Here is a 22,545-nt window from a genome sequence, read left to right as displayed (position 1 = left end):
ATCAATTGTAATGCCACCAACTTTGTAATGCCAAAATGACATTAGTTCAACTTAGGATTTACATCCAGTGTTTCCAGCTGCAGGAGTAAATGATTACTTGGATTGACCTTAACTGATTTAGAAGGCATTTTAATGTTTACGTTTTGTTCACGGTCATAGATTTCGAAAAGCAACTGGCAGTTTTGCATATCAGTGTTAGCTTTATTATCTTCCAAAATGGCATGAATCTGTGCCATAAAATCATCATTGATCCGCTCAAGTGGCACCTGTATAGTAACACTTTTAGCCAGTTTATCACGCAGTTCCGACAAGAGATTAATCGATGTGATCTTAAATTCCCAGTCACCTTCTTTCCTGAACCGCTCGCCTACCCGTCCTCTGATCTGCAAAAAATATCCTTCTGTCAGGAATTGCTTGAACTTAATAAAATCATCGCCAAAAAGAGCCAGTTCACAACTATCGTCGTAATCCTCAAACATCATGGTACCAAAGGGCTTTCCTGTCTTTGTCATGCGTTGTGCAGCCATGACGACCAATCCGCCTATGACCAGCTCCCTATTCTTCAGTCCTTCAAATTCAGCCAGTATTTCTTCGTTCGTATCACCGGTCCGAATTTTATTGATTACCGATAAATGGCTCACGCTATGCTGACAAAAACGATCCAGTTCGAGCCGGTAATTGTCAAGTGGATGCCCACTCAGAAAAATACCTATTGCGTCCTTTTCATATTTCAAACGGTCGATCAGACCCCATTCCGGGGCTATTGGCAAGGAAGGTTCCGAAATCATATCAGCGACGGAGCCTCCAAATAGCGAGGATTGAGAAGAAGATTCGTTGTTCTGAAAATCGTTCGCATATTTGATCAGCTTCTCAATACCATTCATCTTGTCGTTCATGCCCACAAAGAAGTACTGGGCACGGTGCGCACCAAAATCATCAAAGGCTCCGCTATACACAAAACTTTCATATGCTTTTTTGTTCACCGTACGTGTATTGGAACGACGGGCGAAGTCATACACATCTTTGTAAAGACCATTTTTCCTTTCCTCGATGATACTTTCTACCGCTTTATCACCTACACCTTTGATCCCTGAAAGTCCAAAACGTACAGCACCCTGATTATTTACAGAAAATTTAATGTCGGATTCATTCAAATCCGGACCTAGAACCTGCACTCCCATTTGCTTGCATTCCTCCATAAAGAAAGCAACCTGTTTGATATCACTCATGTTGTTGGAGAGTACCGCAGCCATGTATTCTGCAGGATAATGCGCTTTTAAATAGGCTGTCTGGTAAGCGATCCAGGCGTAGCAGGTAGAGTGGGACTTATTGAAGGCATAAGAAGCAAAGGCTTCCCAATCTTTCCAGATTTTTTCGAGTGTAGCAGCGTCATGACCTTTAGCTGCCGCCTGGGAAACAAATTTAGGTTTCATTTTATCAAGTACATCCTTCTGCTTCTTACCCATCGCCTTACGGAGTACGTCGGCTTCACCTTTGGTAAAGCCCGCCAGTTTCTGCGACAAGAGCATGACCTGTTCCTGATAAACAGTAATCCCGTAGGTTTCTTTAAGGTATTCTTCGCAGGCGTCGAGATCATATTTGATTTCTTCTTCACCATTTTTCCGGCGTACAAAGCTAGGAATATACTCCAGAGGTCCGGGGCGATACAGTGCATTCATCGCAATCAAGTCACCAAATACCGTAGGTTTTAGTTCCTTCATGTATTTTTGCATTCCATTACTCTCGTACTGGAAGATCCCGATAGTTTCGCCTCTCTGAAACAACTCGTAAGTCCGTTCATCATCTATAGGAAAATTATCCGGATCCAACTCGATACCATGACCAATCTTGACGAGTTTCACCGTGTCTTTGATCAAGGTCAGGGTTTTCAACCCCAGAAAGTCCATTTTCAAAAGACCTGCACTCTCCACCACCGAGTTATCAAACTGCGTCACGTAAAGGTCTGAATCTTTAGCCGTAGCTACAGGGACAAAATTGGTAATATCATCGGGTGTGATGATAACCCCGCAGGCATGGATACCTGTATTTCTTAGTGAACCCTCCAGTATCTGTGCTTGCAAAATGGTCTCTGCACTAAGATTCTTGATGCTGGTCATGGCTTTCAATTCCAGCACTTTCTCATACTCATCGGCACGCAGATTTTCCTTCAGTACCTTTTCTTCCAGATTGAAGATTTTAGCCAGTTTCATATTTGGGATCAACTTTGCGATCTTGTCTGCCTCAAAGAGCGGCAGGTCAAGCACGCGTGCAGTGTCCCTGATAGAAGACTTGGCTGCCATTGTACCGTAAGTAATGATCTGGGCTACCTGATTGGATCCATATTTACGGATTACGTAATCCATAACACGTCCACGCCCCTCATCGTCAAAGTCGATGTCAATATCGGGCATGGATACCCTATCCGGATTCAGGAAACGCTCAAAAAGGAGATCATACTTGATCGGATCAATATTTGTAATCCATAAGCAATAAGCGACCACCGATCCCGCAGCCGAACCCCGGCCCGGCCCAACAGATACATCCAGATTCCGCGCTTCCCTTATGAAATCCTGAACAATAAGAAAGTACCCGGGATACCCTGTCTTCTCGATCGTCTGTAATTCAAAATCAAGCCTTTCTATAATATCCGGTGTCAATTCACCATAGCGCTTTTTGGCCCCCTCATAAGTCAAATGTCGAAGGAATTTATTTTCCCCACGTTTTCCACCGTCCTCATCATCTTCAGCAACCAGGAATTCTTGCGGAATATCAAACTTTGGAAGAAGTACCTCACGTGCCAGTTTAAATATTTCGATCTTATCTACCACCTCCTGTATGTTCAGAATGGCTTCGGGCAAATCGGCGAACAAAGCTTTCATTTCATCCGAAGATTTGAAATAGTATTCCTGATTGGGAAGGCCATAACGATAACCACGTCCGCTGCCAATTTGCGTTGCCTGCTTCTCTCCGTCTTTTACACAAAGAAGAATGTCATGGGCATTGGCATCTTTTTTATTGATGTAATAAGTATTGTTGGTCGCGATCAGTTTTACTTCATGCTTGTGCGCGAGTGAGATCAACGAAGCATTGACAATGTTTTCGTCGTCCTGGTTGTGGCGCATAACTTCAACATAGAAATCCCCACCAAACTTTTCCTTCCACCAGATCAGTGCCTCTTCTGCCTGACGTTCTCCAATATTGAGCAGCTTGCTGGCAATCTCACCATAGAGGTTACCCGATAAGACAATAAGGTCTTCTTTATATTGTTCAATAACCGTCCTGTCGATCCTTGGAACATAGTAAAATCCCTTTGTATAAGCTATAGAGGATAATTTAGCAAGATTGTGATATCCATTTTTATTTTTTGCCAGTAGGACAATCTGATAGCCATTGTCCTTGCGTTTTTTATCTTCATGATTGTCACAAACAAAGAACTCACAACCTACTATCGGCTTTATGATGGTTTCGGCAGGAATTTCCCCTTTTTCAAGCGCTGCCGCATTTTTTGCTTCAGCACCTTTGTTATGATTGAGTATCTGATTAACAAAATGAAAGGCGCCCATCATGTTGGCATGATCCGTCATGGCTACTGCCGGCATTTTATTGGCTGCTGTAGCCTTGATCAGGTCAGGGATATTAATCGTAGACTGTAATACAGAAAATTGAGTATGGTTATGCAGGTGAGCGAATGCGGCTTGCTTAAGTTCTTCTTTATTGAGTTGGATGGTTTGTTTAGATGGGCCATCCGTTTTTTTCAAGCGTTTTCTGATGTCGTCAGAAGCAGCTTTTAAATTAATGTGTGTAAGCCCAATTTTTGGAATCGAAATTGGGTTGTGCTGTTTGAAACGCCCAAAGTAATCTGATGCACACTGCAACTGGTCTTGTTTGAAGACTTCCATCCTGAGCAATTGCAGGAAGCATCTGGTCGTGGCCTCCACGTCGGCGGTAGCATTGTGTGCTTCAGCAAACGGCTCTCCAAACAAATATTCATGAAGTTCAGTCAGGTTGGGCAATTTAAATCTGCCGCCCCTTCCTCCAGGAAGTTTGAGGAGGTCGGCGGTAACCTCAGTACAAGTATCCAGCACAGGCATGGTACCCATAGGACTTTCTACCCCCAGTCTATGAAATTCACAGCCCATGATATTTACATCAAAGCCGATATTCTGGCCAACTATAAACTTAGCTTTCGAAAGTGCAGTATTGAATTTCTCTACAGCTTCCATCAGTGGAACACCCTGTTCCATTGCAAGTTCCGTAGATATTCCATGAATCCGTTCTGCATCGTAGGGAATATTGAATCCTTCTGGCTTCACCAGATAATCCTGATTCTCAACCAGGTTTCCTAATTCATCGTGAAGTTGCCAGGCGATCTGTATACATCTCGGCCAATTGTCCGTATCGGTGATCGGAGCGTTCCAATTACGCGGTAAACCCGTTGTTTCAGTATCGAAGATTAAGTACATCCACAAAAATAAGAATTTTTGAGCTATGCTGGTACGATTTCCAGATCAGGAGCATTTTTATGTTCCTGAGAAATGAGCTTGGTAGTATCATATCCCCTTTCGTGACAACGGTCTATAATTCCCGATAAAATTTCCTGTGAGATATCAGGTTTACGCGCAAGAATGGTCAAATGTTTGTATTTTGGATGTCCTACAACGGCATAAGCATAATCATCTGCCAGTTCAATCACCCAATAATCCGATTTAAAGGGCCAAAGCTCTTGGTGTTTCAACCTGGCATTGCCAGAGCCCCTCACCACAAAAAGCTTCGAACGGTTGTATTTTTGCTGCTCTTCCCCCTTCAGTTTATACGTCGTAAAAACAGCATAATAACCATCTGGATGAATGACATAGGTATCCATTCGTTGTCTCCAGTTTTCAGTCAGAAAAACGGGGGTACTGTAGAGCGAAAACCACTTGCCAGCATAGGCCATAATATCTAATTTTCGTACCGGTTCATTATCCATGTTACCCCCTGTTTTTTTGCAATTCAGCAAATGTAAATTCTTTCTCATAAAACCAGCAACATAGAATAAAGTTTTCAAAAGCATTTTATTAACTAAGCTAATTTTCTAACTTCGGCATGAACAGATTCATTTATTAAAACTAATACTATGAAGATTACGGTTGTAGGTGCGGGAGCGGTTGGCGCTACTTGTGCGGATAATATTGCAAGAAAAGAATTGGCTGAAGAACTAATTCTTCTCGACATCAAAGAGGGCTTTGCTGAAGGTAAGGCGATCGACATGATGCAGACCGCTGCCCTCCTGGGCTTCGATACCAAAATCAAAGGCGTAACCAACGATTACAGCCAGACTGCTGGTTCAGAAGTAGTAGTAATTACATCAGGTCTGCCCCGAAAACCAGGTATGACAAGGGAAGAACTCATTGGCATCAATGCGGGGATCGTAAAAGAAGTTACCGAAAATATCCTTCATCATTCTCCAGATACGATCATCATCGTAGTTTCAAATCCCATGGATACCATGAACTATCTGACCTTCAAAACGTCAGGACTCGATAAAAATAGAATTCTGGGAATGGGCGGTGCTCTGGATTCTTCAAGGTTTAAGTACTACCTGAGTCTGGAACTGGGTTGTTCACCTTCAGACCTGAATGCCGTGGTTATCGGGGGACATGGCGACACGACTATGATCCCGTTAATCAGACATGCCACTTGGAACAGTATTCCGGTTACAGAATTGCTCAGCAAAGCACAACAGGATAAAGTAGTGGCTGCAACTATGGTAGGTGGTGCTACACTGACCGGATTAATCGGAACTTCGGCATGGTACGCACCTGGTGCCGGAACAGCCGCTATGGTAGAGAGTATTGTACGTGATGAAAAAAAACTAATCTCATCGGGAGTATATCTGGATGGGGAATATGACCAGAAAGACATTTCTCTCGTGGTCCCGGTAATTCTAGGCAAAAATGGTGCAGAAAAAATACTTGACTTTAAGTTGACTGACGAAGAACAAGCAGCATTCAGCAAAAGTGCAGATGCAGTAAGGAGTATGAACAACGTGCTAGCCGACATGAAACTCCTTTAAATGAGATCTGTCACTGTCCCTATCATTCTTGTTAATTTACAAGATGACGGTTTCCACCTATTGGTGGAAATTGTTGTTTTTGGAGAAAAACTACTTGCGGTTTTAGATACAGGTGCTTCCAGATCAGTATTTGATGAGTCTTTCATCAAAAAACATATCGATGAATTGGATTGTACGATAGAGACCCAGGCTACTACCTTGTTCTCTACGGCCAGTACATTTCAGGTGCTCATCCCAGAGATTAGGTTGGGTAGGTTGCTGCTTACCGATTATAATGCCATAGCACTGAATCTAGAGGCAGTGAATCAAGCTTATCAGGATCTTGGTCTAGCTCCTGTTATTGGAATTATTGGCAGTGATCTTCTTTTAAAATATCACGGTGTAATCAATTATAAAAGAATGAAGCTCTATTTGAGTAGTCATCCATAACTTCCTGACATGTCTACATACCCTATTCTTCCTACAGAACATCAACGACTTTCTGCTTTAAAATCCTATAACATACCAGACACAGCCACTGAGGTAGAATTTGAAGAGCTGACCCGTCTCGCTTCCCAAATCTGTGAGACGCCTGTTGCACTGATCACGCTACTCGATGAAAAGCGGCAATGGTTTAAAAGCGCTGTAGGAACGGAAGTCAAGGAAACGTCAAGGGAAATCGCTTTCTGTGCACACACCATCGCAGCTCCAGGCAAATTAATGATCGTAAATGACTTAAGAAAGGATGAACGTTTTGTTGGCAATCCACTAGTGACAGGAGCGCCCAATGTGGTCTTTTATGCGGGTATATCTTTGAATACTACAGATGGCCATCGCTGATCTGGAAATGGCAAACAACATCCGCCTCTCTTCACAAATGCTGGAAATTCACTTAAAAAAAAAAGTGATGAAAAATGAATCAAATTGGCACAGGTCGGCCTTTCTTCGGCAGATCATCTCCTGAAAATTATAGATGAGATGCTGGAATATTCCAAGGATCCGGCGAGCTTGCTACCCAATATAGAATCCATCAGTCTAAATGAAATGCTGAGTAAACTGAAGGAACTTATCCTCGTTCCTGAAAATGTGAGTATAGAATTTACTGACAGTAAATTCTATATCTTAACTTCCAAAATCGCATTAGAGCAGATATTACTGAACCTCCTAACTAACGCTATCCGGTATTCAGACAAAGAAAAATGTAACATTAGTATAGGATTGAAAGAAACAGTTAGCCATTATCTATTAACAGTAAAAGACAATGGCATCGGCATTCATCATAGCCAAATAGACTGCATTTTTGATAAAAATACCACATTGAATATCATAGATCGTTTCAACAATAAAGGTACCGGTCTTGGTCTTGCTACCGTAAAAGAACTGGTAGAAAAACTCGGAGGTAATATCCGGGTCGAATCTGAGCCAGGTTATGGCAGTGTATTCATTTTTTCAATCAAAAAGAACCCTTTTGTAGAGTTTTAATTTTTTGCTTAATTGATTATTATTGCATATGGATAGCGCCCGGCCAACAACACCCTCGTAGAGGACCTACTCAATGTGAGTAGAATGAGCGAAGGCGAGATCAGGCTCAATAAAACCACATTTAGTGTTTATCGGATGCTAAATGACTGCTGCCATCATGTGAGGGTGTCCGGTATTCATGAATTGATATTTAAAGGTGATCAGACACTTGAAGTATTTGCTGACGAACATCGAATTGATCAGGTAATCGTTAATTTTGTGAATAACGCAACAAAATATGCTCCTGAATCATCAAAAATAGACTTAATAGCTGAAAGAAGGGGAGACATGGCATGGATTGCCGTAAGAGATTTCGGCTCAGGAATTCCTGATGAAAAACAAGCGCTTCTGTTTGACCGCTATTATCGTGCTGATTCTTCCGGGATGCAGGTATCTGGCTTAGGCCTGGGACTATATATCTGTGCTGAAATTATTCACAGGCATAAGGGACAAATTGGGGTTGACAGTGAACTGGGAAAAGGCAGTACCTTTTGGTTCACACTTCCTATGAGTAGCCAATCTCCCACACTATAAATACCTCTCATTCCCTTGACTGCCAAAGAATCGATTATATAGACGATAATATGGGAACCCTTAAAAAATAAGGCCATTAAAAAGCCTTCAGTGAGTCAAACACTGAAGGCTTATATTTTTTGTAGACTAATAGCTGTTATGCATCGATCTTAGCATATTTTGCATTTCTTTCGATGAAGTCCCTTCGCGGACCAACCTCATCTCCCATTAACATAGAGAAAGTATGGTCACATTCCGCTGCATTTTCGATGGTTGCCTGCATCAAAGTACGTGTAGCTGGATTCAGGGTAGTATCCCAAAGCTGTTCAGCGTTCATCTCTCCAAGACCTTTGTAACGTTGAATATGTACACTCTCTTCTTTACCTGCGCCTTTTAACCGCTGTACAGCAGCATCACGTTGCACATCATTCCAGCAATACTCAAACTCTTTTCCTTTCTTCACCTGATACAATGGCGGAGCGGCTATGTAGACATAACCTGCTTCGATCAATGCCTTCATATACCGGAAGAAGAAGGTAAGGATCAGCGTTGTAATGTGTGAACCATCGATGTCCGCATCCGTCATGATGACAATTTTATGGTAACGTAACTTAGCCAAATTGAGTGCTTTATCATCCTCCGGAGTACCAATACTGACACCCAATGCAGTAAACATATTCTTGATCTCATCATTCTCATAGATCTTATGCTCCATCGCTTTTTCCACGTTCAATATCTTACCTTTCAAGGGAAGAATGGCTTGAAAATTACGGTCACGGCCTTGTTTCGCCGTACCACCAGCAGAATCTCCCTCGACCAGATATAACTCGCATTTCATCGGGTCATTATCGGAACAATCTGCAAGCTTGCCAGGCAAACCGGAACCACCCATGACGCTTTTACGCTGCACCATTTCGCGTGCTTTACGTGCAGCGGCCCGTGCTGTAGCAGCCAAAATAACTTTATTAACAATCTGTCTTGCTTCTTTTGGATACTCTTCCAGGTAATTCCCTAGTGCCTCCCCTACGGCAATATCCACGGCGCCCATTACCTCTGAGTTGCCCAGTTTCGTCTTAGTCTGCCCCTCAAACTGTGGCTCCTGAACCTTCACTGAAACCACAGCAGTTAGTCCTTCCCTAAAGTCATCACCTGTAATTTCAAACTTTACGTTCTTTAGTAAGCCCGATTTATCAGCATATGCCTTAAGGGTTCTGGTCAACCCTCTTCTGAAGCCAGCAATGTGTGTACCACCTTCGTGAGTATTGATATTGTTTACATAAGAATGGACATTTTCTGCATAACTATCGTTGTACTGCATAGCCAATTCTACTGGAATTCCATTCTTAATACCTTCAACATAAATCGGCTCAGCGATCAGTGAAGGCCTTCCTCCATCCAAAAACTGGACAAACTCTTTCAATCCACCTTCTGAATGAAACAATTCTGATAGGAATGAACCATCTTCCAACTCTTCACGTTCGTCCGTAAGTGTCAGCTTAATACCCTTATTCAGGAAGGCAAGCTCTCTAAGCCTGGAAGCAAGCGTATCATAGCGGTATTCTGTAGTTTGAGTAAAGATTGTAGGGTCTGGAGAAAAAGTTACGATCGTACCACGTTTATCAGTCTCACCAACCGACTTCACATCATACAATGGCTTACCAATATTGTATTCCTGCACCCAAATCTTTCCCTCACGATGTACTTCGGCTTTAAGGTGGGTAGATAAAGCATTCACACAACTCACACCCACACCGTGTAAACCTCCGGAAACTTTATAAGTATCCTTATCAAATTTACCACCTGCGTGCAATACAGTCATTACAATTTCCAGTGCAGACTTTTGTTCTTTTGTATTGATCCCGGTTGGAATACCACGACCATTATCTTCAACCCTTATAGAGTTGTCTTTCAGTATATTTACATAAATCGTGTCGGCATGTCCAGCCAACGCTTCATCAATTGAATTATCTACAACCTCGTATACCAAATGGTGCAAACCTTTAATTCCGGTATCGCCTATATACATCGAAGGGCGCTTACGCACCGCTTCTAAACCTTCTAAAACCTGTATATTATCTGCCGAATAATTTGACTTTGGATCTTTTTCTTCGCTCATATTTTTAAATAAAACATTTAGATTCAAATTTAACCATTTACGGCCAATTAACCGCAAATGTGGATAACTATTAGACTTGATAAATTACATTTTTTATCTAAGTTTGCTAAACTTAACCCTTCTTGAATACAGACAATAAATATTAAAATTAAATACGAATGAAATTGACAACCAAATTTACAGGAATTGCTTCTGCAGTAGCTATAGTATCAGTTATGGCTGCATGCCAAAATAAAGAAACTGCTCCTGCAACAACAAAAAAAACAGATGTAACTGTAGATGCAAATGAAAAAATAGTATATGTAAACTCTGACTCATTACTCAGTAAATACCAATACTTCAAAGACTTAAAAGTTAAAATGGATACTAAAGCCAGCGCTGCTCAAAAAGACATGGCGGCTAAAGGTCAGGCTTTCCAACGTGAGGCTGCACAGTACCAACAACAAGCCAACTCTATGCCGGCCAACGAAAGAGCTGCTACAGAAGAACGTTTGGGCCGCAAACAACAAGAATTACAAGCTTATCAACAAAATGCTGGAGCGGCGTTGCAAAATGAACAAGCTATTGAGCAAGAGAAACTATACGACACAGTTGCTGACTACCTGAAAGGCTATGCCAAGAAAAAAGGCTACAAAATGGTGTTGACCTTTTCTAAATCAAACCCTACGATATTATTTGCAGATGAAAGTCTGGACGTAACCAGTGAGGTGATTGTCGGTTTGAATGACAGCTACAAACCTGAAAAGAAATAACGACCCAAGAATTAAAAAGCCCCGACCAAAATCGGGGCTTTTTTTGTACTTTGAGTGCTGATCAGCGCAATTTGAACAATTCATGCCAAACTATCAGGAACATATTCGGATTGAACTGGAATTCTGGAAAAGAGAACAGTTAAAGCGACCTTCACTGTTGAACACAATGACAAACAAGTTCCAGAAGAAGATCAACAGTTATATTCCGGAAAAAATCCATCAAGCCATCACTGCTGCCATCAAAGTGATGGTCAGAACGGTATTACTGGGTTCCGAATATACCGCCTCTCCCCTGCCTCCGAAAGAAATGAGCCTTATCCACAGAGAAGCACTGATCAAAGAAAAAATTGAAACGTATGGCAAAACCGGAGCCGCGGAAGGTGGCATCACAGGCGCTGGTGGATTTCTAATGAGTATGGCAGATTTCCCCTTGCTGATTGGGATTAAAATGAAGTTACTATTTGAAATCGCTCCGCTGTATGGATTCGATGTAAAAGACTTCCGCGAACGCCTTTACATCCTCTACATTTTCCAACTCGCATTCTCTAGTCAGCAAGGAGCGACCAAGGTATTCCTGCACATCGATGATTGGGAAGATAAGCTACACATCCTCCCCGACAATTCTGATAATTTCGACTGGCAAACGTTTCAACAAGAATACAGAGATTACATTGACATTGCCAAACTGGCCCAGTTGCTTCCGGTCGTGGGTGCTGCTGTAGGGGCCGTAGCCAATTATCAACTCATCAAAAAACTTGGAAAGACAGCCATGATGGCGTACCGGATGAGGCTATTGAAAACTATGTAACTATTCCTCCTCAAAAAGACCTTCGATAAGGTCATCAGTCTCTCTCCTGTCTTTTTTGGTAGGCCGGCCTGTACCCCTGTCTCTTTTCAAAGTAGGTGCATGAAATATAGATTTGAAGGCATGAGTTTCCTCTACAGGGGTAAGGTCTCTATATTTCGTCACTGCAATCTTAGCTTCTACCCTATTGTATAATAAGTCAACGACTTCAATTACTTTTTTTTCTATACCCTTAGATACCTGATACACATCTCCGGGCTTCACAATTGCTGAAGGTTTCAGGTTTTGCCCCTTGAATTTCACACGGCCAGCTTTACAAGCCTCAGTTGCCAAACTTCTGGTTTTAAACAAGCGTATCGCCCACAAGTATTTATCAATCCGTAGTTTTTCCTGTTCCGTCATAGCTTCCAAAAATAGATAATATTGAAGGATTATGATAAAATTCATTTATTTTGTCAAAAATTAAAAACAGAACATGATAGCAGAATTAAAAAAGTTGGTAGAGGCCGCTTGGGAAGACAGAACTTTATTAGAATACAGCCAGTATTGCGAGGCAATTGAAACTGTAGTAATGCAGTTAGACAAGGGCGAACTGCGAGTGGCAGAACCAGTGCTAAATTCATGGGGAATAAATGAATGGATTAAAAAAGCTGTAATTCTTTATTTCCCTATCAGAGAAATGAAGGTTACTGAAGTTGGACCTTTCGTGTTTCATGATAAAATGAAACTAAAAACCAATTATAAAGAACTGGGTGTCAGAGTTGTTCCAGGCGCAAGTGCGCGTTATGGTGCATATCTGTCCAAAGGTGTAATCATGATGCCATCTTATGTAAATATCGGTGCCTATGTGGACGAGGGTACTATGGTAGACACCTGGGCTACTGTGGGATCCTGTGCTCAAATTGGTAAACACGTTCACCTAAGTGGTGGTGTGGGTATCGGCGGTGTTCTGGAGCCTATTCAAGCTGCCCCTGTGATCATCGAAGATAACTGCTTTTTAGGTTCGAGGGCGATCGTTGTAGAGGGTGTACGCGTTGAGAAAGAAGCAGTGTTAGGTGCGAACGTGGTACTTACGGCATCTACGAAGATTATCGACGTCACCGGCCCCACTCCTGTAGAGTATAAAGGCATTGTTCCTGCACGTTCTGTTGTAATACCCGGAAGTTATGCGAAACAATTCCCTGCCGGAGAATACCACGTTCCATGTGCGCTGATCATTGGCAAACGTAAAGAATCTACAGATAAAAAGACTTCTTTGAATGATGCATTGAGAGAAAACAATGTAGCAGTATAAGATAATGAGAATTGGTTTTGACGGAAAAAGAGCTGCAAATAACTTAACTGGTCTGGGCAACTACAGTCGCTCATTGATCGCGCAACTTGCGTTGTTTTACCCTCAAAACCAATATCTTATTTACACACAAAAAATAAAAAACCACCCACAGGTCGAGCAGCTCTTTAAAAACAAAAATGTGGAGGTGAGGCTTCCCGACCGGCCAGGATGGTTTTGGCGAAGTTCAGGTATAAAAAACCAGCTCCAGCGCAACCAAGTCGACCTATTTCATGGTTTGAGCCATGAAATACCTTTAGGAATACAGAAGACGGGCATTTCCAGCGTCGTAACCATTCACGATCTTATTTTCCTGAAGTTTCCAAAATACTTCAGATTCATAGATCGTATGATCTATAAGATAAAATCTCAATATGCCTGTAAACATGCGGATAGAATTGTAGCGATCAGCGAATGTACTAAACGCGATATCATTAGTTTTTTCAATATAGAGCCAGATAAAATAAGGGTGGTTTACCAAAGTTGCGACGATAGCTTCAAGACTGCTCCCGACCCTGTTTTTAATGAAAGTGTAAGAGAAAAATTCAAACTGCCTCCAAAGTACGTGCTCAATGTAGGCACCATTGAGCCACGCAAAAACCTGCTCAGCCTTGTAAGGGCGATGAAACTGGTAGATGCAGACAGTAAACTGGTGGTAGTAGGACGTCAAACTGCTTATAAAGACCTTGTATCAAAAGAAATTGAAAGTCTGAATCTATCCGACAGAGTGATCTTCCTTCAGGATGTTCCCTTTTCTGAACTGCCTGCAATATATCAGATGGCATCAGTATTTGCTTATCCTTCAATTTATGAAGGCTTTGGCATTCCGATTATAGAAGCCCTTTATTGTGGTGTACCTGTGATTGCAGCTACAGGGTCCTGCCTGGAAGAAGCAGGAGGCCCTTCCAGTTTATATGTTTCTCCTTTAGATCACAAGGCTCTCGCTTCGGGAATTAACCAGATTCTGCACCATCCGGACATAGCAGGTAAAATGAAAACAGAGGGATCAGATTATGTGAAAAAATTTAATACCGAAATCATCGCCGTAGATATGATCGATGTTTATAAAAGCATACTACCAGCTAAAACCAAAGAACTATGCTAAAACAAGAAATAGAAAAAGCACTAACCGTACTCAAAAATGGAGGAGTGATCTTATATCCTACAGATACGGTCTGGGGGCTGGGTTGCGACGCGACTAATGAGGAGGCCGTTTCGAAAATCAACCAGATCAAGGGAAGAGCGGAAGACAAGAGTTTTATCATACTGCTGGATAATGACAACAAACTTCAGAGTTATGTAAATGAAGTCCCGGAAGTCGCTTACGACTTAATTGAATATGCAGAAAGTCCTCTGACCATTATTTTTTCTAATGCAAAAAATCTGGCGAGAAATGTAATCAACTCCGATGGAAGTGTGGGCATACGGATCGTCAACCACGACTTTTGCACGCAATTGATTCAACGGTTCAGAAAACCCATCACCTCTACATCAGCTAATATTTCAGGTCAACCTGCACCTGCTATTTTCGACGAAATTAATCCTGAAATTCTGGAGGCTGTAGACTATGTGGTCGACTGGGAACAGGAAATCAGAGAACGAAAAAGACCTTCAACCATTATGAAATTAGCAACGGGCGGGCAATTTTCCTTTATTAGAAGGTAAGTTTTGTTACTTTTGCAGTTCAGCAATGGAGAAACATCTACAACACCACATATTCAAGGTTCTTGCCAATATTGCAGCTAAACACAATATCGAAGCATATGTAGTAGGTGGCTACGTAAGGGATATTTTTTTACAGCGCCCCTCCAAGGACATCGATGTAGTTGTACTTGGGAATGGTATCGATTTTGCCGAATTGGTGGGAAATCAACTGAAGACCAAGGTCGCTGTATTCAAAAACTTTGGTACCGCAATGCTCAAATATCAGGATTTGGAAATCGAGTTTGTAGGTGCTAGAAAAGAATCTTACCGCGCCGACTCCAGAAAACCCATTGTAGAGAACGGAACAATCAAAGACGATCAGTTGAGAAGAGACTTTACGATCAATGCTCTGGCAATTTCCTTAAATAAGGCTAATTACGCAGCTTTGGTAGATCCTTTTGAGGGTCAACTTGACTTGGAAAATAAATTGATCCGTACACCACTTGACCCGGAAATCACTTTTTCCGATGATCCTTTGCGGATGATGCGTGCCATCAGATTTGCGACACAACTCAATTTTTCCATCGACACATCGGCATTAGCAGCCATCAGCCGGCAGAAAGAAAGAATCAATATTGTTTCTAAAGAAAGAATTACAGACGAACTGAATAAAATCATACTTGCCCCGCAACCATCTATCGGCTTCAAATATTTGTTTGACACTGGACTACTGCAACTGATCTTCCCACAAATGGCAAATCTATATGGGGTAGAGATTATAAATGGAAAAGGTCATAAGGATAATTTTTATCATACCCTGCAGGTATTAGACAATATATGCAGCACCACGGATGATCTTTGGCTACGTTGGGCAGCAATCTTGCATGATATCGCCAAGCCCGCGACTAAAAGATTTGAAGACGGTCATGGTTGGACTTTTCATGGTCATGAAGACAAAGGCGCTCGCATGGTGCCTCAGATTTTCGCCCAACTAAAACTTCCGTTGAATGAAAAAATGAAATACGTACAGAAATTAGTGCAACTTCATCTCCGACCAATTGTACTGGCACAAGAAGTAGTTACGGATTCTGCCGTACGAAGGCTGCTCTTTGATGCCGGGGAAGACATTGAAAGTCTAATGCAACTTTGCAATGCTGATGTTACAACCAAGAACGAATATAAAGTCAAAAAGTACCGAAATAACTTTGAGCTGGTCAAACAGAAATTAAAGGATGTTGAGGAAAGAGATAAGATCCGAAACTGGCAGCCACCGATCACGGGTAACGACATTATGAATATTTTTGGATTAGGTGCAGGCAGAGAGGTGGGAATCATTAAGAATGCCATACGAGAAGCAATCCTGGAGGGAGAAATCAATAATTCCTATGAAGAAGCTTTGAAGTTCATGCTTCTCAAAGCAAAAGATCTTGGACTAAAACCGGTAGAATGAGCTGACATTCACCGCAACGATGAACACAAATTATAGAAAGTATATTTTATTTTTTAATTTTATACCTAGAAAATAAGCGCAAATGGCAATTTATAGATTTAGAGTAAGTTTCGAAGATTTCGATGAGGTAGTTAGGGAAATCGATATCAAATCCACGCAGACATTTGAAGATTTGCATAAAGCAATACACCGTTCTACAGGATATTCTGTAGATAAATCTTCTTCGTTTTATGTGAGTACAGATGGGTGGATCAAAGGTGATGAAATTGCTTATTTACCTAATCAACGCAAAATAGATAGAGGTGTAGCTCTAATGGAAAATGCAAAACTAAGCAGTTTCATCGAAGATCCACATCAGAAGTTCTACTATATCTACAACTTCGACAGGCCGTTTGATTTCCATGTGGAACTCATCAAAATCATTTTGGAAACAGATCCGAACATAGAATATCCTTACCTCGTAAAAAGTCTTGGAGAAGCGCCCAAAATCATTGATAAGAACAATTTAGGTGCCGTGGCCGTATCATCCAATCCAGTATCTTCCGAATTTGATTTCCTTAACGAAATGGACTTCGTTCCAGAAGATACTGAAGAACTCGAAGCTATGGGCGGAAGGGGCATTAACACAGAAGAGAAGAGTGATGATAGTGACGAAGAATCAGAAGAGGAAGATGAATTTTCTGACAACGATAACTACGAAGACGAAGAATACAAAGAAGAAGACTATTAATGCCTGCAATGGCATCTGATCATACCTTAATTGTTGTAGTAGGTCCTACAGCTATCGGCAAAACAGCTTTAGCCATCCAACTGGCTAAAGCTTTTTCCACAGAAATTATTTCTGCAGACTCCAGACAGTTCTTCCGGGAAATGGCTATTGGTACCGCGAAACCTTCATCTGATGAATTAGCTGCTGCACCTCACCATTTTATTGATTCACATAGCATACAGAACCTATTCAGTACAGGTGACTTCGAGTCCGAAGCGCTGGAACTAATTAGACAGTTATTTACAAAGCATAAGGTGGTTATTATGGTTGGAGGTTCCGGCCTATATATAGACGCCATTTGTAAGGGACTTGATGTCCTCCCGCAAACAGAAATAAAAATTAGGGAGCAATTAAATCTACAACTAGCTGATGAAGGTATTGAATCAATAAAGCTGAGATTGAGCCAATGCGACCCTGAATATTATGAGAAAGTTGATCAATTCAATCCACAACGGATGATCAGGGGATTGGAATTCTTCCTTTCCACAGGACAAAAACTTTCTTCATTCCAAACCAACACAATAAAAAAACGCCCATTTAATATCATCAAGATAGGTTTAAATACAGATCGTTCACAACTTTATGAGCGCATTAATCTAAGGGTAGATCAGATGATGGAACAGGGCTTACTCGAAGAAGTTAAAGGATTGTCGGAATTCAGAGGTCAGAATGCCCTTAACACAGTGGGCTATTCAGAACTATTTGATCATCTGGAAGGAAAATGCAACCTTAAAGAAGCGATAGATAAGATCAAACAAAACACACGAAGGTTTGCCAAACGCCAACTTACGTGGTTCAGAAGAGATGATAGCATATATTGGTTTGAACCTGGTCAAACCGATACCATCATCTCTTTTCTGGAAACTAAAATTAATTAGGCCTGTGCCGTGGGGCCACCGAAATTCATCGGGAATCCTGGGTTCTCTTCCTGGGTTTTGATCCTCCCGTTGATCGCTTCGTATTTCTCTATATTGTCCTGCATAGCTCCCAATAGGCGCTTAGCGTGCTCGGGTGTCAATATAATGCGTGACTTCACCCTAGCTTTCGGAACGCCAGGCATCACGCGGATAAAATCCAATACAAATTCAGTATTGGAATGAGTGATGATCGCCAGATTTGAAAATATCCCTTCTGCTACTTCCTCAGAAAGTTCAATGTTTAATTGATTGTCTTGATTTTGTTCTTCCATAAAACAAACTTAAAAAAATTGTAGCCAATTGACCTATAGCTAGAGGAAATATCAAAGTTCAATGCATAAAAAAGTCCCCCGACGTTGATGCCGGGGGACTAAAAAAAAATTAATTAATATTAGGCTTCTACTTCTTCTTGTTTTGAAGCTAATAATTTATCGTATTCTTCTTGAGAACCTACAATGATACGTTCATATCCACGCACACCTGTACCAGAAGGGATTAAGTGCCCAACGATTACGTTTTCTTTCAATCCAAGCATGCTATCACGTTTACCCGCAATTGCCGCTTCGTTCAAGACTTTAGTAGTTTCCTGGAAGGATGCTGCCGAAATAAATGATTTTGTACCCAATGAAGCACGTGTAATACCTTGCAGGATTGAACTCGCAGTTGCAGGTCTTGCATCGCGAACTTCAATTTGCTTCAAATCCCTACGTTTCAATTGAGAATTCTCATCTCTTAATTTACGCAATGATAGAATCTGACCAGGTTTTACCGTATTTGAATCACCAGCGTCTACTACGACTTTTTTGTCATAGATCTCGTCATTCTCTACCATGAAATCCCAACGATCTACAGAGTTATTTTCTAAGAAACTAGTATCTCCCGGATCTTCAATATGAACTTTCTGCATCATCTGGTGTACAATTACCTCGAAGTGTTTATCATTGATCTTTACACCCTGCAAACGGTAAACCTCTTGGATACCGTTTACTAAGTATTCTTGCACCGCTGCAGGGCCTTTAATAGCCAAAATATCAGCAGGTGAAATAGAACCGTCAGATAACGGCATACCAGCTTTCACAAAGTCATTATCCTGTACCAGGATGTGTTTAGATAATGGAACGAGGTATTTTTTCACTTCGCCGTCCTTAGACTCGATAGTAATTTCGCGGTTACCACGTTTCACACCACCTAAAGCTACAACTCCGTCGATCTCAGTTACTACAGCAGGATTGGATGGATTACGTGCCTCAAATAACTCTGTTACCCTTGGCAAACCACCCGTGATATCCCTTGTTTTTCCTGTTGCACGAGGAATCTTAACGAGGATCTGACCAGTTTGAACCATATCCCCTTCGTCGATAGCAATGTGAGCACCTACAGGAATGTTATATCCGCGGATCAATTCACCTTTCTTATCTACAACTCGCACAGAAGGGTTTTTAGTTTTATCACGTGTGTCAATAATAACTTTTTCACGGTGACCAGTTTGCTCATCCGACTCCTCGCGGAAGGTTACACCTTCAACAATTGCGTCGAATTCAATCTTACCAGCGAATTCCGAGATAATAACTGCGTTATATGGATCCCATGAACAAATCTTATCTCCTTTAGTGATTTTAGCACCATCCCCTACAAATAAGAATGAACCGTAAGGAATATTATTAGTCATGATTACTTTACCAGTACCTGGCTCGACAATCTTGAACTCACCTGAACGTCCTAAAACGATTTGAGTATCGCCATCTTCTGTTTTAGTAGCAACAGTACGAACGTTTTCAAATTCAATGATACCATCAAATTTAGCTGTGATCTGTGATTCTGCTGCGATGTTTGAAGCGGTACCACCCACGTGGAAAGTACGAAGTGTCAACTGTGTACCCGGCTCACCAATAGACTGTGCTGCAATTACACCGACAGCCTCTCCTTTTTGAACACGTTTACCTGTTGCAAGGTTACGACCGTAACACAATGCACAAACTCCTCTTTGGTTCTCGCACGTTAATACTGAACGAATTTCCACACCTTCAACAGGTGACTCTTCAATTGCCTTAGCAATTTCTTCAGTAATATCTTGTCCGGCTCCTACCAATAATTCTCCATCCAAAGGATTGAATACATCATGCAGGGATATACGTCCTAAAATTCTGTCATATAATGGCTCTACGATATCCTCATTATCCTTCAGTGCAGTAGTGTACATACCTCTTAAAGTACCACAATCTTCTGCATTAACAATCATATCTTGGGCAACGTCATGTAAACGACGAGTCAAGTATCCTGCATCGGCCGTTTTCAACGCCGTATCCGCCAAACCTTTACGTGCACCGTGGGTAGAAATAAAGTACTCCAATACCGACAATCCTTCTTTAAAGTTCGACAAGATCGGGTTTTCAATGATCTCACCACCTGAACCAGATTTCTGAGGCTTAGCCATCAGACCCCTCATTCCGCAAAGCTGACGAATCTGCTCTTTAGAACCACGGGCTCCTGAATCCAACATCATGTAAACTGAGTTGAAACCTTGGTTGTCGCTCGACAACTGGTTCATCACGAATGATGTCAGTCTGTTGTTGATACGAGTCCAAATATCGATGATCTGATTGTAACGCTCGTTGTTCGTAATGAAACCCATGTTATAGTTGTTTCTTACCTCTTCTACTTCTGCAGAAGCTTGTTCCAACAACGTATGTTTCTCAACCGGAATATTTACATCTTGTAAGTTAAACGACAGACCTCCTCTAAATGCCATCTGGAATCCTAATTCCTTAATATCATCAAGGAACTTAGAAGCGCGTGCCATACCAGTAATCTTAACTACCTCACCAATGATATCTCTTAAAGATTTTTTGGTCAACAGTTCATTGATATAACCAACTTCTTCAGGAACCATCTGATTGAACAATACGCGTCCAACAGTAGTCTCTGTTAACCTGTTTACGATGTTACCATTTTCATCTTTTACATTTACCTTAACTTTAATAAATGCATGAAGATCTATACGCTTTTCATTATAAGCAATGATAACTTCTTCCGGTGAGTAGAAAATAGAATCCTGTCCTTTTACAACACGTCCCTCATCAGTTCTACGGCCTTTAGTGATATAATAAAGACCCAAAACCATATCCTGAGACGGAACCGTGATCGGTGTACCGTTAGCAGGGTTCAGGATGTTGTGAGCAGCAAGCATCAATACCTGGGCTTCCAAAATAGCAGCATGACCTAAAGGTAAATGCACCGCCATCTGGTCACCGTCAAAATCCGCGTTGAAGGCTGTACACACCAATGGATGTAACTGAATCGCCTTACCCTCTACTAATTTTGGCTGGAAGGACTGAATACCCAACCTGTGCAACGTAGGCGCACGGTTAAGCAATACAGGGTGTCCTTTCAAAACGTTCTCCAGAATATCCCAAACCAACGGATCTTTTCTGTCTACAATTTTCTTGGCAGATTTTACAGTCTTAACAATTCCACGTTCGATCATCTTACGAATGATAAACGGTTTGAATAGCTCTGCAGCCATATCCTTAGGCAAACCGCATTCGTGTAACTTCAGGTTAGGACCTACGACAATTACCGAACGAGCAGAATAATCCACACGTTTACCTAATAAGTTTTGACGGAAACGACCTTGTTTACCTTTCAGGATATCTGAAAGAGATTTCAAAGCACGGTTACCCTCAGTTTTTACTGCATTAACCTTACGTGAGTTATCGAATAACGAATCCACAGCTTCCTGCAACATACGTTTTTCGTTACGCAAAATCACCTCTGGAGCTTTGATCTCGATCAAACGCTTCAAACGGTTGTTACGGATAATTACACGACGGTATAAATCATTTAAGTCAGAAGTCGCAAAACGACCACCTTCTAATGGAACCAAAGGACGCAATTCTGGCGGAATAACCGGAACGATCTTGATGATCATCCACTCAGGATTATTCTCGATACGTGTCCTTGAACCACGGAATGCTTCAACTACTTGCAGACGCTTCAAAGCTTCGTTTTTACGTTGCTGAGAAGTTTCGTTTGCAGCCTGGTGACGCAGGTTATAAGATAAAGTATCTAAATCAATACGTTTTAACAAATCCTCTAATGCTTCTGCACCCATTTTGGCCACAAACTTATTAGGATCCTTATCGTCAAGGTATTGGTTTTCTTTCGGTAATTTATCCAGAATATCCAGGTATTCTTCCTCAGTCAGGAAATCCATGTATTGGATCCCTTCTTCAGACATCAGACCTGGTTGGATAACTACGTAACGCTCGTAGTAAATAATCAAATCCAGACGCTTGGTAGGTAAGCCCAGCAAGTATCCGATTTTATTAGGCAAAGAACGGAAATACCAGATGTGCGCAACAGGGACCACCAAATTGATATGTCCCATACGCTCTCTACGTACTTTTTTCTCTGTCACCTCAACACCACAGCGGTCACAAACAATACCTTTATAACGGATACGCTTGTATTTACCACAGTGGCATTCGTAATCTTTAACCGGACCAAAAATACGCTCACAGAACAAACCATCACGTTCAGGTTTGTAAGTACGGTAATTGATAGTCTCAGGTTTCAACACCTCACCGCTCGAACGCTCTAAAATAGCTTCTGGCGATGCCAAACTAATGGTGATCGAGGTGAAATTGCTTTTTAATTTATTATCCTTTTTGTAAGACATAGCTCTTTTGTTTGAA

General features: G+C 41.5%; 19 protein-coding genes. 13 read left to right on the top strand and 6 right to left on the bottom strand.

What is annotated here, in order from left to right:
- Nucleotides 1–41: 41 nt before the first annotated feature.
- Together dnaE and WAE59_RS17185 are read right to left on the bottom strand one after the other, a co-directional pair.
- Nucleotides 42–4,463: a DNA polymerase III subunit alpha gene (gene dnaE / locus WAE59_RS17190; RefSeq protein WP_337857196.1), complete on the bottom strand. Its 4,422-nt coding sequence runs from the start codon at nucleotides 4,461–4,463 to the stop codon at nucleotides 42–44.
- Between the two features lie 23 nt (nucleotides 4,464–4,486).
- Entirely contained in the window at nucleotides 4,487–4,969 is a 483-nt protein-coding gene (locus WAE59_RS17185) for a lipocalin family protein (RefSeq protein WP_337857195.1), read from the bottom strand.
- Nucleotides 4,970–5,116: 147 nt separating this feature from the next.
- On the opposite strand from WAE59_RS17185, the gene WAE59_RS17180 reads away from it, so the two are divergent.
- The 5 genes from WAE59_RS17180 (at nucleotide 5,117) to WAE59_RS17160 (ending at nucleotide 8,089) form a co-directional block, all read left to right on the top strand.
- Nucleotides 5,117–6,055 (top strand): malate dehydrogenase, encoded by a 939-nt coding sequence (locus WAE59_RS17180; protein WP_337857194.1) that lies wholly within the window; start codon nucleotides 5,117–5,119, stop codon nucleotides 6,053–6,055.
- Nucleotides 6,056–6,484, top strand: coding sequence for a retropepsin-like aspartic protease (locus WAE59_RS17175; protein WP_337857193.1), 429 nt, complete (start codon nucleotides 6,056–6,058; stop codon nucleotides 6,482–6,484).
- Nucleotides 6,485–6,493: 9 nt separating this feature from the next.
- Nucleotides 6,494–6,874 (top strand): GAF domain-containing protein, encoded by a 381-nt coding sequence (locus WAE59_RS17170; RefSeq protein WP_337857192.1) that lies wholly within the window; start codon nucleotides 6,494–6,496, stop codon nucleotides 6,872–6,874.
- Nucleotides 6,875–6,958: 84 nt separating this feature from the next.
- Nucleotides 6,959–7,516 (top strand): sensor histidine kinase, encoded by a 558-nt coding sequence (locus WAE59_RS17165; RefSeq protein WP_337857191.1) that lies wholly within the window; start codon nucleotides 6,959–6,961, stop codon nucleotides 7,514–7,516.
- 84 nt (nucleotides 7,517–7,600) lie between these two features.
- Entirely contained in the window at nucleotides 7,601–8,089 is a 489-nt protein-coding gene (locus WAE59_RS17160) for a sensor histidine kinase (protein WP_337857190.1), read from the top strand.
- Nucleotides 8,090–8,225: 136 nt separating this feature from the next.
- Here the strand turns inward: WAE59_RS17160 and gyrB are convergent, their stop codons facing one another.
- Complete coding sequence (gene gyrB, locus WAE59_RS17155; protein WP_337857189.1) at nucleotides 8,226–10,184, bottom strand: DNA topoisomerase (ATP-hydrolyzing) subunit B; 1,959 nt, start codon at nucleotides 10,182–10,184, stop codon at nucleotides 8,226–8,228.
- Between the two features lie 158 nt (nucleotides 10,185–10,342).
- Here gyrB and WAE59_RS17150 point away from each other — a divergent pair, with 158 nt between their 5' ends.
- The gene (locus WAE59_RS17150) at nucleotides 10,343–10,936 is read left to right on the top strand and encodes an OmpH family outer membrane protein (protein WP_337857188.1); all 594 of its coding nucleotides are present in this window, start codon (nucleotides 10,343–10,345) and stop codon (nucleotides 10,934–10,936) included.
- 82 nt (nucleotides 10,937–11,018) lie between these two features.
- On the top strand, nucleotides 11,019–11,744 hold the full coding sequence (locus WAE59_RS17145; protein WP_337857187.1) for an EcsC family protein: 726 nt from the start codon (nucleotides 11,019–11,021) through the stop codon (nucleotides 11,742–11,744).
- On the opposite strand, the gene WAE59_RS17140 is transcribed toward WAE59_RS17145, so the two are convergent.
- Nucleotides 11,745–12,143, bottom strand: a complete 399-nt coding sequence (locus WAE59_RS17140; RefSeq protein WP_337857427.1) for an RNA-binding S4 domain-containing protein — start codon at nucleotides 12,141–12,143, stop codon at nucleotides 11,745–11,747.
- A gap of 73 nt (nucleotides 12,144–12,216) precedes the next feature.
- Here WAE59_RS17140 and WAE59_RS17135 point away from each other — a divergent pair, with 73 nt between their 5' ends.
- The 6 genes from WAE59_RS17135 (at nucleotide 12,217) to miaA (ending at nucleotide 17,812) form a co-directional block, all read left to right on the top strand.
- Nucleotides 12,217–13,035 (top strand): 2,3,4,5-tetrahydropyridine-2,6-dicarboxylate N-succinyltransferase, encoded by an 819-nt coding sequence (locus WAE59_RS17135; protein ID WP_337857186.1) that lies wholly within the window; start codon nucleotides 12,217–12,219, stop codon nucleotides 13,033–13,035.
- 4 nt (nucleotides 13,036–13,039) lie between these two features.
- The gene (locus WAE59_RS17130; RefSeq protein WP_337857185.1) at nucleotides 13,040–14,176 is read left to right on the top strand and encodes a glycosyltransferase family 4 protein; all 1,137 of its coding nucleotides are present in this window, start codon (nucleotides 13,040–13,042) and stop codon (nucleotides 14,174–14,176) included.
- Nucleotides 14,170–14,736 (top strand): L-threonylcarbamoyladenylate synthase, encoded by a 567-nt coding sequence (locus tag WAE59_RS17125; RefSeq protein ID WP_337857184.1) that lies wholly within the window; start codon nucleotides 14,170–14,172, stop codon nucleotides 14,734–14,736. Before WAE59_RS17130 ends, WAE59_RS17125 begins: the two co-directional genes overlap by 7 nt.
- Nucleotides 14,737–14,761: 25 nt before the next feature.
- Nucleotides 14,762–16,165 carry a CCA tRNA nucleotidyltransferase gene (locus WAE59_RS17120; protein ID WP_337857183.1) on the top strand — a complete coding sequence of 468 codons (1,404 nt, stop codon included), beginning with the start codon at nucleotides 14,762–14,764 and terminating at the stop codon, nucleotides 16,163–16,165.
- 82 nt (nucleotides 16,166–16,247) lie between these two features.
- On the top strand, nucleotides 16,248–16,895 hold the full coding sequence (locus WAE59_RS17115) for an IS1096 element passenger TnpR family protein (RefSeq protein ID WP_337857182.1): 648 nt from the start codon (nucleotides 16,248–16,250) through the stop codon (nucleotides 16,893–16,895).
- An 8-nt stretch (nucleotides 16,896–16,903) separates the two neighbouring features.
- Nucleotides 16,904–17,812 (top strand): tRNA (adenosine(37)-N6)-dimethylallyltransferase MiaA, encoded by a 909-nt coding sequence (gene miaA, locus WAE59_RS17110; protein ID WP_337857181.1) that lies wholly within the window; start codon nucleotides 16,904–16,906, stop codon nucleotides 17,810–17,812.
- On the opposite strand, the gene WAE59_RS17105 is transcribed toward miaA, so the two are convergent.
- Both WAE59_RS17105 and rpoC read right to left on the bottom strand, forming a co-directional pair.
- Complete coding sequence (locus tag WAE59_RS17105; protein ID WP_337857180.1) at nucleotides 17,809–18,123, bottom strand: DUF3467 domain-containing protein; 315 nt, start codon at nucleotides 18,121–18,123, stop codon at nucleotides 17,809–17,811. The two genes, miaA and WAE59_RS17105, sit on opposite strands and share 4 nt — an antisense overlap.
- Nucleotides 18,124–18,242: 119 nt before the next feature.
- Complete coding sequence (gene rpoC, locus WAE59_RS17100; protein WP_337857179.1) at nucleotides 18,243–22,529, bottom strand: DNA-directed RNA polymerase subunit beta'; 4,287 nt, start codon at nucleotides 22,527–22,529, stop codon at nucleotides 18,243–18,245.
- Between the last annotated feature and the right edge of the window lie 16 nt (nucleotides 22,530–22,545).

This window comes from Pedobacter sp. GR22-6, assembly GCF_037402555.1.
Taxonomy (GTDB): Bacteria; Bacteroidota; Bacteroidia; order Sphingobacteriales; family Sphingobacteriaceae; genus Pedobacter.
Note: the sequence above shows the minus strand (reverse complement) of the source record. Positions and strands in the feature narration are given on the sequence as shown.